The organism is Mesorhizobium sp. M2A.F.Ca.ET.039.01.1.1, assembly GCF_003998035.1.
Classification (GTDB): Bacteria; Pseudomonadota; Alphaproteobacteria; order Rhizobiales; family Rhizobiaceae; genus Mesorhizobium.
The window spans coordinates 1-14,775 of record NZ_RZRY01000007.1; the positions used below are offsets into that span (position 1 = coordinate 1).

General features: G+C 58.4%; 9 protein-coding genes and 3 pseudogenes. 6 read left to right on the forward strand and 6 right to left on the reverse strand.

Annotated features, from left to right (window positions below; genetic code table 11):
* Positions 1-122: 122 nt before the first annotated feature.
* Complete coding sequence (locus EOA24_RS01740; protein WP_024504271.1) at positions 123-1,076, reverse strand: TauD/TfdA family dioxygenase; 954 nt, start codon at positions 1,074-1,076, stop codon at positions 123-125.
* Here EOA24_RS01740 and EOA24_RS42755 point away from each other — a divergent pair.
* From EOA24_RS42755 to EOA24_RS01755, 3 genes and pseudogenes are all read left to right on the forward strand, one after another.
* Positions 991-1,176 (forward strand): annotated as a pseudogene (locus tag EOA24_RS42755) (pyridoxal-phosphate dependent enzyme); the annotation flags it as partial. The gene EOA24_RS01740 and the pseudogene EOA24_RS42755 sit on opposite strands and share 86 nt — an antisense overlap.
* A 275-nt stretch (positions 1,177-1,451) precedes the next feature.
* Positions 1,452-1,615, forward strand: a pseudogene (locus tag EOA24_RS01750) (thioredoxin domain-containing protein); the annotation flags it as partial.
* 41 nt (positions 1,616-1,656) lie between these two features.
* Positions 1,657-3,111, forward strand: coding sequence for a glutamate synthase subunit beta (locus tag EOA24_RS01755; protein WP_127409494.1), 1,455 nt, complete (start codon positions 1,657-1,659; stop codon positions 3,109-3,111).
* Positions 3,112-3,575: 464 nt separating this feature from the next.
* Here the strand turns inward: EOA24_RS01755 and EOA24_RS42760 are convergent, their stop codons facing one another.
* Entirely contained in the window at positions 3,576-3,941 is a 366-nt protein-coding gene (locus EOA24_RS42760) for an extracellular solute-binding protein (protein ID WP_245454714.1), read from the reverse strand.
* A 1,054-nt stretch (positions 3,942-4,995) separates the two neighbouring features.
* On the opposite strand from EOA24_RS42760, the pseudogene EOA24_RS01765 reads away from it, so the two are divergent.
* Both EOA24_RS01765 and EOA24_RS01770 read left to right on the forward strand, forming a co-directional pair.
* Positions 4,996-5,216: pseudogene (locus EOA24_RS01765) on the forward strand (insulinase family protein); the annotation flags it as partial.
* A 57-nt stretch (positions 5,217-5,273) separates the two neighbouring features.
* The gene (locus EOA24_RS01770; RefSeq protein ID WP_024504268.1) at positions 5,274-6,332 is read left to right on the forward strand and encodes a class I SAM-dependent methyltransferase; all 1,059 of its coding nucleotides are present in this window, start codon (positions 5,274-5,276) and stop codon (positions 6,330-6,332) included.
* A 606-nt stretch (positions 6,333-6,938) separates the two neighbouring features.
* On the opposite strand, the gene EOA24_RS01775 is transcribed toward EOA24_RS01770, so the two are convergent.
* Genes EOA24_RS01775 through EOA24_RS01785 form a run of 3 tightly spaced genes read right to left on the reverse strand, consistent with a single transcriptional unit; the run spans position 6,939 to position 11,517 of the window.
* A complete protein-coding gene (locus tag EOA24_RS01775) occupies positions 6,939-7,994 on the reverse strand; it encodes a hypothetical protein (protein WP_126057630.1) in 1,056 nt (351 codons plus the stop codon).
* Positions 7,991-10,057: a hypothetical protein gene (locus EOA24_RS01780; RefSeq protein ID WP_126057629.1), complete on the reverse strand. Its 2,067-nt coding sequence runs from the start codon at positions 10,055-10,057 to the stop codon at positions 7,991-7,993. The genes EOA24_RS01775 and EOA24_RS01780 overlap by 4 nt, the downstream gene beginning before the upstream one ends.
* Positions 10,058-10,059: 2 nt before the next feature.
* Positions 10,060-11,517 carry a metallophosphoesterase gene (locus tag EOA24_RS01785; RefSeq protein WP_126057628.1) on the reverse strand — a complete coding sequence of 486 codons (1,458 nt, stop codon included), beginning with the start codon at positions 11,515-11,517 and terminating at the stop codon, positions 10,060-10,062.
* A 104-nt stretch (positions 11,518-11,621) separates the two neighbouring features.
* Between EOA24_RS01785 and EOA24_RS01790 the strand changes: the two genes are divergently transcribed.
* The gene (locus EOA24_RS01790; protein WP_185928960.1) at positions 11,622-11,906 is read left to right on the forward strand and encodes a hypothetical protein; all 285 of its coding nucleotides are present in this window, start codon (positions 11,622-11,624) and stop codon (positions 11,904-11,906) included.
* A 21-nt stretch (positions 11,907-11,927) separates the two neighbouring features.
* Here EOA24_RS01790 and EOA24_RS01795 read toward each other — a convergent pair whose 3' ends face one another.
* Complete coding sequence (locus EOA24_RS01795) at positions 11,928-14,612, reverse strand: AAA family ATPase (RefSeq protein ID WP_126063811.1); 2,685 nt, start codon at positions 14,610-14,612, stop codon at positions 11,928-11,930.
* Between the last annotated feature and the right edge of the window lie 163 nt (positions 14,613-14,775).

Below are 14,775 nucleotides of genomic sequence, written 5' to 3' on the forward strand. Positions count from 1 at the left end.
GGCCAAGCCTCGAGCCCGCAACTCGCCTTGCTTCTCGGAAATCATAAGGCTTTGTGGGGCGGTTAAGCAGCGCGATATGGCCGCGGCGATACGAAGTTTTCATCTTTACCCTGTTCAGACGGTCAGGCTGCCTTCGCCGCCGGCTTGGCTGCCTTGACATGGGTTATACTGCGGCGACCGTCGACGCCGATCGGAACGTCACCGTCAACCGTAGCGCGACGCACAACCCGGTGCTGGTCGCCATAGTCGTTGACCGCATAATGCTGGTTAGCACGGTTGTCCCAGATAGCGACGTCGCCTACTTGCCAGCGCCACCGCACGGTATTTTCCGGGGCAGTGACGTAGGACTGGAACACCTCGTAGAGTTTGGCGGAATCGCTCTTGGAAAGGCCGACGAGGCGCTGCACGAAATTGCCGAGCAGCAGCGACTTCTCCCCGGTTTCCGGATGGACGCGCACGACCGGATGCTCGGTCTCGTAGATCGTCGATGTGAAAACTTCCTCGAAGTGCTTCTTCTCTTCGGCTGTGGCGCGCGGGCGCACGGCTGCGTAGTCGTAGGCATTGCTATGAATAGCCCACAGATTGTCCGCCAATATTTTGAGCGGCGCCGGCAGATTCTCGTACGCGGCGTGCGTGTTGGACCAGATCGTGTCGCCCCCCGCCGCCGGAATGACGACGCCACGTAGGACCGAGAATTTCGGATAGGCATCGACGAAAGTCACATCGGTATGCCACTGGTCTGCCCTGCCACCGCCACGGCCGGAATCGAGATTGAGGATTGAGGCCGTGCCGGCTGCCGGCCCCTGCGTGGGATGAGGTACAAGGTTACCCAGACGCCGCGCGAACAATTCCTGCTCCGCATCGTCGAGATGCTCCTGGCCGCGGAAGAAGATCACCTTGTGTTTTAGAAGAAGCTGGTTGATGGCTGCTATCGCTGCGTCCGAAAGGTCTCCACCAAGGCGAACTCCTCTGATTTCAGCTCCAACACGGCTGGTCAGCGGTACAACGTCGGAGTCAGGAATTCTCTTCGTCAAGCTCGAAAGCCAAAATCCCGGCGGATCGATCAAGGATCGCATTGCGTTGTCGATGATCGTTAATGCCGAACAGCGTGGCCAGCTCGCGCCGGGCGGTACAATCATCGAAGCGACCGCTGGCAACACAGGGCTCGGCCTGGCCTGGCGGCACGAAGCGCGTGATCGCGTGTCCAAAAGCTGACAGCGTCAGACAAATGTCAGGTTCATTACAACCAACATCTGGGCACTGACGAGGTTTTTCGGAGCAATGGGCGCTAACTGCGCGCTGAGCGCGTTGGCATGGCTTTTGAGACTGAGTGACTGTGACTGCACTTAATGGGGCAAGACGAGCGATGCGCTCCTCCCTGAACCCGTGTGCCGTCTCTGAGAGGAAACCAGCTCGTGCAGAAACCTTTGGAAATAGCTTTGGACCGCAACGTGGTATTGCAGATGGAGTCCCCGGCTCCTTCGATTAGAGTCGAGAACTGGCTGCATGGCGAGCCCCTCACGAGCTTTGAGCCCGGCAAGTGTACATAGTCGAATTTTGGGCAACTTGGTGCGGCCCATGTGTGGACGGGATGCCCCATCTGATCCAGCTGCAGGGCGTCGCCAGGCGCGCCATCTGGACAGCAGGAGCTGGACTATGGGCAAGGTAACAGGCTTTCTCGAAATCGACCGGCAGGTGCACAAGTACCAGCCGGCCTCCGACCGCATCCGGCATTTCCGTGAATTCACGCTGCCGATGTCGGACAAGGAGGTCGAGAAACAGGCCGCGCGCTGCATGGATTGCGGCATTCCGTTCTGCCACGGGCCAACGGGCTGTCCCATCCACAACCAGATCCCGGACTGGAACGACCTCGTCTACAATGGCGACTGGGACAATGCGATCCGCAACCTGCATTCGACCAACAATTTCCCGGAATTCACCGGCCGCATCTGCCCCGCACCTTGCGAGGAAGCCTGCACGCTGAACCTCGAGGACATTCCCGTCGCCATCAAGACGGTCGAGCAGGCGATCGCCGACAAGGCTTACGAGACCGGCCATATCAGGCCCTATCCGCCGGAGAAGAAGACCGGCAAGCGCGTCGCCGTCATCGGCTCCGGCCCGGCCGGCATGTCGGCTGCCCAGCAGCTCGGCCGCGCCGGCCACGACGTCCATGTCTATGAGCGCGAGAGCCGGCCCGGCGGGCTGATGCGTTACGGCATTCCCGACTTCAAGATCGAGAAGCACTATATCGACCGGCGCATCGAGCAGATGCAGGGCGAGGGCGTCACCTTCCATTGCGGCGTCAATGTCGGCGTCGACAAGCCGGTTGCCGAGCTGCTCGCCGAACATGACGCGGTGCTTTATTGCGGCGGCTCGGAAACGCCGCGTCCGGCCGGCATTCCAGGGGCCGATCTCAGCGGCGTCTACGACGCCATGCCTTATCTGGTGCAGCAGAACCGCCGCGTCGGCGGCGAGCCGATCCAGTCGGTTGCCTGGCCCTCACACCCGATCATCGCCGGCGGCCAGCATGTGGTCGTGGTCGGTGGCGGCGACACCGCGTCCGACTGCATCGGCACCGCCTTCCGCCAGGGCGCGGTGCGCGTGACGCAGCTCGACATCCGTCCGCAGCCGCCGGAGAAGGAAGACAAGCTCTCAGTATGGCCCTATTGGGCGACCAAGATGCGCACGTCCTCCTCGCAGGCCGAGGGCGCCGAGCGCGAATTCCAGGTGGCGACGCTCGAATTCATCGGCGAGGACGGCCAGTTGACCGGCGTGCGCTGCTGCGAGGTCGACGAAAAGCGCAAGCCGATCGCCGGCAGCGAATTCGTCATTCGTGCCGATCTCGCGTTCATCGCCATCGGCTTTGCCGGGCCAGCCGCTCGCGGGCCGGTGTCGGAACTGGCCGGCCAGATGAAGATCGCCATTGACAGCCGCCGCTCGAAGAATGTCGAGGCCAATGACCGGGACTACAGGACCAGCGTCGAAAAGCTCTATGCGGCGGGCGACGTGCGGCGCGGCCAGTCGCTGGTCGTCTGGGCGATCCGCGAGGGCCGCCAGGCGGCGCGCGCCATCGATGAGGCGCTGATGGGATCGAGCGTGCTGCCGCGCTGAGTCCGTCTCGAGACCCTACTTGTGCGGCCACCTGAAGGCGCTTTCCGCCCTTCCGCTGCCCCGGGCAGCTTACGGACTGATCGCCGTGGTCGTTTCGGTTGTGGCCCCGGCCGCAGGCTGCCGCCTTGGCGGCCAAGAAAAATCGTCGGCGCGGCCGGGCGAAGCAGCGCTGGGTTTAAGTGCTTGGGGTGACACGGCGTGATCTCCGCCGTTGGCGGGAACAGGGCAGTGCAATAGTACTGCCCTGTTCCTTTTGATCAGAGGCCAGTGCGGATTTCTTCGGCAAGCGCCCTCAACGTCGTCTCGACGTCATCGCCGTTTGCCATCTTCTGCATCGCCACGGCCCATGCGTTCATGGCTTCGCCGAAGCCGACACGCGGTGTGAAAGCCAGCGCGGCTTGATCCTGTATCTTTTTGAAGCTGTCAACGAAGTTGTTGAACTCGGGCTGCGAAGCGTACTTAGTCTAGGTATCGTCCTGCCAGGTCGACGTGCGCGGCGGATTGACGAGCTGGCCAGCAAGGGCACCCTTGAGCGCCACCTGCTTGGAGGTGGCCCACGGGATGAACAGCCAGGCCGTGCCCTTCTTTTCGGAAGCCGCGTTCATGGCGAGAGCCCAGATCCAGATGTCAGAATCCAAGCTCGTGGCGCTCGGTGCGTGCAGCGGCGGAGCGAAGGCGATCTTGCCGGATGCCGGCTTCCCCGCAACATCGTTCCAGAAGCCGAACATTTTTGAGTCGATCGTCATCGCGGTGCGGCCGGACGAGATGCCGTCCACGACCTGGTTCCAGTTATCATTGGCGAAGGAAGGAGCCGCGCACTTCTTGATCATGTCCGAATGTAGTCGTATCCAGCATCGGTAAGCTTCGGATCACTCAGGTATTTGTCCAGCAGGCGCCACTCGGAGCGAGGTCCTACGCGGGCTGAATGCCAGTGCCGAACACATCCCATGCTGGCGACTTCGTCGTCAGTTGGATCGTCATCTTGTTCCAGTAAGAATCGTCTGGGTAGAGTTCCGGCGTGACCTTGATGCCGGGTCAGCTTCTCGAACTCCGGAAAGTTGCGCAGCGAGAGCATCCGCATAGGGGTGGATGTCGTAGGCCCAAGTTATGCTGGTCCCTTCGAATTGACGCCAGTTCACGGTGTCGGCAGCGGCCGAATTAGTGAGCGATGCCGAAACGGCAAGAAACGCCAAGTCAAAAGCAAGCTGTTTGCGTAGCGACGCGCACCTGTAACGAGTACGGGGAATGAGCGACCCATGTAATCCTCCCTGGGGCATTTTGCCAATTTTTGGGTCCACTCCTCCATCCCGAGTTTGCTCATAGCCACAATAAGCGGTTTCCAACGACCTCGCTCTGAATGCACCAGGCCAACTGGGTAAAAACGGGTAACCGGCACTTAAAGGCGATGTAGTATCGCCACCAGAAATACTGCTCCGTGGTGCTGGCCTTTGCCTGGGGGCGCAACACGGCAACTACCCGCTCAAAACGGTTGGTCCTCTACCTCTTATTCACCGTCGCTTTCCTCGCGGCCTAACCCGGCCGGAATATCCGTTGCCAGAAAAAGGCCTCGCGGCCGGTTCGAGGCGCATCCCTCCTCCGAAGCAGCACGCTCAAGTATCGTCACAAGCCCCGAGCGCTTCGCGTTCGGCGATGTCCAAATTCCGACAATGTCGGATACAGTCAGATCTACTGGATTGCGTTTGAATGGTTTTCTCATTTGGCACAGTACATGCGGGTCATCCGCAAAACACGTGACCGACCAACAAGAGTTCGCATGATCACCTTACCACAACATACAGCCGCCGCGGAACAATCACTTGGCCCCTGATCGCCCGCCCCGGCACCACAACCGGAGTCATCGATGTTCTGACAGGCTGCCCAAGGATACCTGCTGCAACAGGGCTTGCCCTGGTGACGACCACTCCGGCTCCGCCGGTTACCGACGAGGGCAAAGTGACGGATTTCCTGCTTTTCAACGGCATGGAGGTGGCTGTCATTCCCGACCACCGCGCCGCTCGTCACCGATATGGTCTGGTGCAGGATCGGCAGCGCGGATGAGCCGCCGGGGATATCTGCATGTCTTCGAGCATCTGATGCTCAAGGCGCCTCATGACGAGCACGGCTCCGTCGCCTGGAGAGATTGAACCCAAAGGGAGATTCAGATGTCTGAAGCGAATCAGGAAAAGTTGGACGCATTCTTGGGGAAAATGGTCGGCGATCTCGGTGCGATCGCAACGGGCGCGGGAGTCCTGCTGGGGGACAGACTCGGCCTGTTTAAGGCATTGCGCGAAGGCGGCAAGATGACGGCCGCCGAACTTTCGACACGCACCGGCACCCAGGAACGCCTCGTAAGGGAATGGCTTTCCGGGCAGGCGGCGGCGGGTTACGTCGACTACGATGAAGCGAGCGACAAATTCTATCTCAACGCCGAGCAAGAGCTGGTGTTCGCTGATGAAGACAGCCCGGCCTTCATGGCAGGCGCATTCGAGTTCCTGTCCGCGCTGTGGCTCGATGAAGAAAAGGTGAGGCAGGCATTCCAGTCCGGCAAGGGCGTCGGGTGGCACGATCATAGCGCGTGTCTGTTTCGCGGTACGGAACGGTTCTTCCGTCCAGGCTACAATGCCAATCTGATCGACTCCTGGCTGCCGGCCTTGGAGGGCGTCGTCGAGAAGCTCGAACGCGGCGTGGACGTCGCGGATGTTGGATGCGGTCATGGTGCATCGACCGTGCTCATGGCACAGGCCTTCCCCAATTCGCGCTTCGTCGGCTTCGACTATCATGCCCCCTCGATTGAGCGCGCCCGCAAGGCGGCCGAGGTAGCCGGCGTCGGCGTTAACACGCGGTTCGACGTGGCGGCCGCCAAGAGCTATCCCGGAACGTATGACCTCGTCACATTCTTCGATTGCCTTCACGACATGGGCGACCCGACGGGCGCCGCCACCCATGTCCACGGATCGCTCAAGCCGGACGGCACGTGGATGATCGTCGAGCCGTTCGCGCATGATCATCTGGCGGCGAACCTCAATCCCGTCGGCCGCGTTTACTATGCCGCTTCCACTTTCGTGTGCACGCCCGCATCCGTGTCGCAGGAAGTCGGGCTCGCGCTTGGAGCCCAGGCCGGTGAGGCGAGGCTGCGCAAGGTTGTGACCGGCGGCGGCTTCAAGCGATTGCGTCGCGCCGCGGAGACACCGTTCAACATGGTGCTGGAGGCCCGCCCTTAGCGTGGCCGTCGCCAGAAATTGCAGCTCATCGCATTTGATTGAAGATCACCGCCAAAAATCCGGACGCATCGGGGACATTTTCAAGGCGCCTGGGTTCACGCAGAGGTCGCTGCCGAGTTGTGTGCCAAGAGTCCCATACGTTGCGGCTCAGAAAGGACCCGACGCACGGCTACGAACATGCCCATAGTGATGGCCGCTATAATCACATATGCCCACCATGGCGCGTTCACAAAGCTGGTAAGCCACGTCGCACCGAACGCGCTTACGACAAAAACGAGAGCCTCGATAAAATGACTGAGCCTGTACACATTCAGTCGTCTCATCCTCATACCACCCATCCAAAGACTGAGCTTGTTGCGCTACTGCGACAGAGCCTAACATATTGGAGAGCGCTCACTATTTCTATGCTAAACAGTCTCGCCTGAGTATATGTTTTGAGTCGCTAATTATGGAATTCTGCCAGTCTGCATTTCCCCTGATCTGATGTAGAGCAGCTTCTAAGTGGGAATTAGTCCCCCATCGACCGGATCGGGCGACACGAACATGCGCTGAAGGCTTGGCGGAACGGCTACTGGGACCATGATGCTACTCGAATGCAAGATCGTGTCAGAACGTCCCGGGAAGGCTGCAGGCAGGGGATGTCAGGTCAATCAGCCTATAGATATGATACCGCCCATTCGCTGAGACTTCACGATGGGCATAGGAGGTGGGAATTCGTGCCTTGAGATGGACGCGGCTGTCGGAGCAGGCGAGCACGGCAGCAGCGATGGCCTGAACCTTCGGGCCGCTGACAAAAACGTTCACCACCGCACGCGAGCCGAACCCGTCGAGATACGTCTCGAAAGCATCGAGGTGGGCCATCAGCCCGAAAGCCTGGATGTCGCGAACTTCGCCATCTTCGAGCCGGTGGGTTTCACGTACCTTGGCCACCTGTTGATCGAGCAAAGCATCGATATGCGCATTCTTCTCGCTTCTTGGGACGAGGAGCGAGATCCGTTCCGGACTGACGATATCGATCAATCCGTAGAATACGTCGGCATCTCCTCCGATCCCCACGAGCAGGACTTTCTCTTCGCCCATTCCTCCGCTGCCTTGAAGATGAGGGACGGTGACGTATCGGTCCAAGCCGCTGGAAAAATCCTCTTTGCCGATCGCGTTCCCGTAGATACCTTCGGCGTACCCGAATTCGAGAGACTGAATCGACATTTTCTTGAATGCCACCGCAATCAGCCATTGGATGTAGATTCGCGGCATCGTCGAGCACTCGACGAAAACCTTCCGCAGGCTTCCTTCGTATGAGCCACATGAAGCGGCCATCTGAGTGAGCAGGTGATCGAGGAGATTGATGTTCTTCTGATACTCGATGGAAGGCTCGAGGGTGATCGCAGTCACTTCGACGCCCCATCGGGTACCCATAGCGATGAGCTTTCGCCGGTTTTCTTCGACGGCTGGGACGTTCGCTTCCTTCAGAGCAAAGTCCAGAACCACGATTTTGCCGACCTTCAGGTCAAGATGGTTTTCGAACGCGGCGAAACGCGTTTCCCATCCAAGCGCGACGATCGCGATATCTGCCTCCATCGTTTCGCAGGTACCTGCATCTCTCGCCTTCTCAGTGACGGCCAGATGGCCGAAGACTCGATACTCGACAGTTGAAGCGGTCATTCGAGATCGCTCTCGAAAAGCGAGTGCTGGAATTCGGTCTTGAGTGCGGGCCGCGCGACGAGCTCCTTAAACACCGAGTCGGCCCAGTCTTCTGGGAGCCGATGCCTGGTAAAAAGCAGGTCGACCATCTGCGCCGCAGGGATTGTGTTGATTTCGTACGGGCCGCGATAGGAGAACCCGAAGTAAGGTGCAAATCGCCGATGCAATCTGATCAGCATCTCCTTCGATGCGGGGTCGGCGCGGTCCACCTCAAAGTTGCCGGCGGCGGAGACCTCCCGGATAAACCCATCCCTTTCCGCCCGACGCAGGACCTCGTCCAGTTTTCCGCTGGGTTGCTCCAGTCGGTTCACCAGCGAGCGCATTTCCTTTAGATCAACCCTGAAAATGCCTCTCTCTGTCGTTCCTAGAGCATTTTCTTCGGCAAACTCTGTCTGGAGGCGAGCGGTCAGGTAACCCAACGCCCGCACCATGCGCACGCTCTCTTCTTCGTACGGATGTGAAAGCGCCTGAAGTCCATCAAGCTTCCGTTGAGAGGCGGCGTTCACAGCCTGTCTCTGCTGTTCGAGATGAATCTGTAAATCCGAGTTGATGAATTCCACCAGTTTTCGTGGATCACTGGAACTCGGAACACTGCGGCGGAAGATCTCTCCCATTATATCAAGGAAATCGCGTATACAGACGTCGCTCAATGATGTGATGATCTGGTGCCCTACGTACGGGTAGTCATGCAGACGCAGCATCTGGCACGCTTTCAGAAAAGCCCATCCCTGTTTCCGGGCGATCGACCTCTTCAGATTTGAAGCATCCGCCTTGCTCATGGGCCGGCGCTTGATTTCCGGGTTCATGAGCGCGAGCGCCAGCCCTTCGGCATAAGGGCGCGCTTTTCGATCAAGAAGGAATTGCTGCTGATCCGCCGTCCTCAAATTCACGGAGAGGAATTCACGTGCTGCATCAGCGAGTGCCACAAGCTCTTCTCTGCCCTCGGAATGACCCGATATGATAACCCGCTCGATGATGTCATTGACGGAAAGCCGCCCCAGCCGGTTTTTGAGCGAAAACGCGCTGAGCGCATCGTTGCGCTTGAGATCACTCCGCAGATGGTCAGGAAGCGCATAGTAGAGCCGAAGCGACGACACGTTCTCGCACAGCGTGGCGAACTCCCTCGGATCGACTGAATCAAGATTCTCGACGTCCCGGTCAGCATTCGAGAGCGACTGGCCGGGTATGATCGTCCGGATCGTGTCGTAAAGGCCGCCGATGTAGGCGAGGACCCATTTCACATTGCCGCGCGTCTTCCTCACCAAGGTGTTCAGGAACTGCTGTTGGAGCGGTGTCAGTGCCTCACAGTCGTCAATCAGGATCTTGAAGAAGGGCGCCCTGTCACCGGCGAAAGATGGGCCATTTAAAAGTGGGGTGATCGCGGTCGCGACCTTGTTAATGATCGCGCCAGGGTCTGTCGCTCTGAAGCCGGTCGCTCCCTCATCGGCGGCAAAGAAGAACGCGTTGAAGCATTCGTCGACGTACCGGGTTATCCCACCCCGCAGCTCATCTATGCTGAAGAAGTCGAGACGGGCAGGTTGGGGTATGAAGTGCAGCACTTCGCGATGCAGTGCCAAGGCGACGTCCCTATCTTCAGAGGCCCGGTATTTCAAGTGGCTGTCGCGTCTGAGCTGGCTGATGCTCTCGAGCAGGCGTTCGACTATCTTCAGCTCCAGATAGTGAGAGAAGATTACGAATTGCCGCGGGATCACGGCGGCCGTGTCGAAGCGTATCCGCTCCGGAATGAGGTTCAGAACCGCGTTGTCGATTAGGGGCGAAAATGTCTCATTGAGCTGGAAGAAGACGCCATACCAGCCGAGCTTGCCGACTTGGTCCGCGAGACTTTTGTCTTCGAGGATATGAACTGTGGAAAGCGAGCGAAGAATACTGGTCTTGCCGCTGCCTCTCGTCCCTGCGACGAAGACCGGCTTGGCGGCGGCAGAAATCAAGGCCGACTTCTGACTGAACCACAGTATCGGGCGACTTTCGTACTCGATCCTGTTGGGGCCGAACGGATTCTCCATCTCTATTCGTCCCTTACCTTAATGCGCCAAGCCGAGTTTGCCTTCGTGAGGCCGTCTATCTCGACGAAGCGCGCCGCTTGGAGCATCAGAAGAGAGTCTTCCAAATCTAGCCCGAGCTCGGCGGAGGCGGCAATCTCAGTGATCTCGTCCCAGAAGAGTAACCCATTCCCGCGCCTGGTGGCATGGTCGCGCAGTCGGCGCATCAGGTCAAACGTGTCGTTGTTCAGAAAGGCCTTGCCGTTGGACATAGTCGAGATGAAGCAATGTTCGCCTTCCATGACCGTCCCGTCGGCGACATTGGTGCGGTAGGGTATAAGTCGGATGCCGACGAGCTCTCCCTGATCGGTCGTGAAGAAGACGAGCTCATTGAAACCTGACTGTATCTCTGGTGCTGAGATGCAGATCAATTTGCCGTCCGGAAACCTTGGATCGTTGACGATCTCGACCGGATCGGCATGTATGTGTCCATGCAGGTAGACGATAGGCTTGTTGCCCTGCAGCAGCTGAGTTCTGACAAATCCGCTGTTGAGCATCTCCGCGTATGGCGTAATGCGCGGAGTCTTTTGTGGCAGCAGATTGTGATGGCCGATCATGATGCCGTAACGCATGTCGGGCTGCTGGAGCAATTCCTGTAGGCCTGCAAGCATCTCACGCGAGATGTATGGCGTGTCCATCTGACCGTAATACTCGTCGTCGGACGCCTCCTTGTCTGGATCGCTGGGAGGTGTCGCGGGCGAATGTCCCGAGGTGTCCGGCGAGCCGAGATCTACAGGTTCTGTAGAAGGACCGAGTGCCTCGAGACGATCACGAAGGAACGCGGGAAGGTTCTGAAGCTCCCAACTGCCTATCGCTGTGTTGACGAGGATGAAGTTTGCGCCTGCGGATCCTGTCGGAAGTCTGAAGTGCACGGGTTGGTCCACGGGAACGGTCTGCCAACCCAAGCGGGCGGCTAAACTCGCCATTTCGCTGAATTTCTCAGTCGGTCCAAGTTCGCGCGCGTCATCACGGTTCACATCGTGATTTCCCGGTACGAATATCAACGGAAGCGCCTTTGAACTGCGCCCCTGTGCGCGGCAGAGCAACGTGAAATGCTGGAATGCCGAAGCAATGAAAGTCTTGTCGCCACGGCTCGTGAAATCCCCCATGAAGGCGATCGAATCCAAGGGCTTCGAAGTCGTCAGCCGCCGAAGCTTCGTCAAGACGGCACGCAGCGAAGACGCGCGTAGCTTCTGCGTTATTTTCGGAGCGAACTTGCTATCCTTGGCATCGATGTTGCTAGAGGAAGGATGCCAATCCGGATAGTGAATATCGCCTACTTGAAGGATTCGCACCCGTCGCATAACTCGCCCCCCCGCCGAGAGCCATAGACTAATCCGTTCGCTTTTGCCAAGCGCGAAACGATCATCCGACCGCATCGCCTGGAAAGCGCGTTTATCTTTTTGTTGGTAATGGAGAGGCACGACGCAATTGTGCCCCCGGTTGCTTGTCTGCCCACCAAATGGGCACTCAATCTGGGCGCATGGCTTATGATTTCTCGAGTTTGTCCCATAACGAGTTTGAGGATTTGGCCCGCGACCTCGTAGGTCGCGAGATCGACAAGCGTTTCGAGGCCTTTCCCGAGGGACCGGACGACGCGATGGATGGTCGACATGCCCTTGCCGGCGGCGACATTGTGCAGGCGAAGCACTACCAGCGGTCAGGCTTCTCGGCGCTGAAATCCAAGATGAAGAGCGAGCGCACAGCCATTGATGGCTTGGCGCCCTCGCGATACTTCCTCGTCACGTCGGCTTCGCCCGCGGCAGGCGGACACCGGCATGCGCAGCAGGATGAAGCCAGTGAGGGCCAGTAATACACGACAATAGTCATTAGGCTAGAGTACAGTCGCCTTGGGAGGCTGTTCGAATTCAATCCGGCGCTTTTCGGCATCCTTTTTTCGTTTGGTGGTGTCGATACGATATTGGTCAATTCCATCAAGATCGCTCTTCATATCGTTTGGTGTTGGAACTGGAATGGCCTTGGCGGACGCCATGTCATGTCCAGAACGCTCCGAAACTCGCTTCATGGCCCAATAGATTCGCTTGTGGTCTTCGTCCTCGACCACCACACCCTTCAGGCTCTGTGTCTTGACATCGCTGTTAAATCGCTCGACGACTTTACCGAGCAGGATTTCTTCAACGAGCCTCTCCCAGGTTTCCCGAAGATCGCTGTAGAAATCCTTCGCTGACCTTCGCCAAGCATCGGTGGTGAAATCAGTGGCGCCGTCGAAGCTCTTCAGGCGCGTCTTGAGAGTCTCGATGCGCTTCGTGACAGACTGTGCGATCCACGGCTCGTCAGTTTCGCTAATCAAGCCAAAACCGGCAGATTCGGACTTGTTGATGTAGTTTCGAACAAGGGGAATCGGCGGATTGGCCTGCGCAGCTGCGTCAACCACCTCGTTGAAGAACAGAAGATTATGGGTGAAAATAATAATCTGACGTCCTGTGGCCGCTTCTTTTACGAGCCTTGCCGCGACCCGCCTGATCCGAACATGGTCGAGAGATGACACGGGGTCGTCGATGATCATGCCTTGACGCGATGTGTCTCCTCCGACCTCGGCTAAGAAACAGGCCAGGGCAAGCGCGCGCTGCTCTCCTTCGCTTAAGACCTTGCTGTTTGAGATCGCTTTTGCCGCGTTGAGCCCGACCTCGAAATAGCTCTGCCCATCTTGACTACGATCATTAACTGCGAACGGGATGTGCGTTAACGCCAGAGTCTCAATCTCGGCGACGACGCGCTTTTCGAGATCCTGCATGACGAGGCTTCGTCGAAGCGACGTCATCTGCCGTGACACCGAGCCTGTTTCGACAGCATCGCAGCATGAGAGAAGCTTGCGCCGCTCTTCGAGATTCGCCAAGCGCGCGAGAACGATGGTGAGATCGTCGCCCAGTTTTTTCCGATCCTTGAGTGTATCGCGACGAGCTCGATCGGTAGCGCGGTTCCCGTCGTCGGCCGCTGCCTTGTCGTCCGTCAGCGCTTCGGCCTCTAGCGCCTCCGCCTCCGTTCGGAGTTTCGATGCAACTGGCGCCGCAAGTTGCGGGAACGCAGCGTACTCGGACAGCGCAGCCGCAACGACAATTGCATCACGCCTTTTACCTGCCTCGACATAATATGCCGAGATCAGGGCCACCATCGCCTTGCGTGCGGCGGACAGATCGCCAAACTCTCCGAGAGCCGCCTCAACCGCCTCCCCGGTCGCAATGGTGAGTCCTTTGATTTGGCGCAGGGCCTCTTCATGGGCAATAGATGCGACTTGCGCCGCCTTATTTGCGGCGCCCGTTACGAAGTCATTGAAGGATTGGATCCGCCCCGCGGCGTCCGCCGTCATCGGCTCCTGGCAGAGCATGCAACGATCGCCTTCCTGATCTGGCAAGTGCTGATGATCGATGCCAGTGACGCTCGCTAAATAGGCTCGTGCATGGTCGAACATATACCGCCAGGGAGAAAGCCCAACGCCGCTCAACGGCATAGTCGCGAACGCTCCTGAGGCGGCAAGTTGTGCAGCCTGCGCTGTAGAATCGGCTGTTGCATATAGATTGCGATAAATCTCGAGGGCCGCCGCTGAGAGAGCCGCGTCGATCTGTTCAGATGCAGTCAGCAGTTTTTCCAAGGCCGCCTTGGCACGCCGACGCTTTGTCGCCATCGTTGAAGGGTCGCTTGCCAGAGCCTGTTCGAGGCCAGCGAGATCAGCCATGTCCTGCTCTGAGAGGGCAGCGAGGTTTTTGATTTCGGCTGCGGAAGGCATCACGTCCTTTGACTTGATTTCGAGACGAGCCAGCAGCTTTACGACCGCGCCGGCAGCTGTGTACCCACTCGGCAATGGTGTCTTTAGGTTCTTTTCGATCGCTTTGATTTCTTCCCGGAAGTCGGCTTCGAGCTCGGTGCGGTGACGTCCATGGCTTTCGAGAAGCGCGATGGCTGCGGGCAGAAAACCGATACGGTTTTGCTTATCGACGTAGAGGCGAGCGTTCGCGGAGTCGAAAACGGAGATCCGTGCAATTGACGCGGGGGGCAGCGTTCCGTCCTTCCAGGTTATGGGGGTCGGTTCCGTAGCACCCTCTTCGAGAAACCGGACAAGCACTTCGGCTGGCGGTTTGGTGCCGATCTCGAACACGTTGCCAAGAAGATCATCCGCCGTCAGACTACGGCAAAGCTTCTTCGCGATCCGGCAATAGCCGCTCTTTCCGCTTCCATTGTCGCCGTAGATAATGGTGATGCCATCGGTGGCGAAACGCAGTTGCTGCTCTTCGGCGAGGCGGTTCAAATGCTTGACGGGGCCGAGTGAGCAAAGCACCGCGCGCGGCTCGTTCGAACTGTTGGCCCTCAAATGCTCCGCCGAGAGCGGAGAGCATTCGGGCAGATCAGCGGTAAATCCACCGACGTGGCGGACCCGAGCTGTTACACCGGCCTTATCCTCCTGCTCGAGGTTGAAGCCCGGCCGCGCGGCGTGTCTTCTTAAGGCATCCCTAATCCAGTCGGGCTGCTTATCCGCCCATTCCAAAAGTCCAACCTCGGCCATTCCTGCCCCCCGAATCTTACCATCATTATACTTATTGATTAGTCCAGATTCGATGAATTCGCTTGTCTGGACAAATTTTCCTCGCGATCGCACATAGAGTGCTGGAGATGTACCCAATAAATGACCTCCCCCCGCGCCGCTAGGTCAGCAAACAAATGCTTCA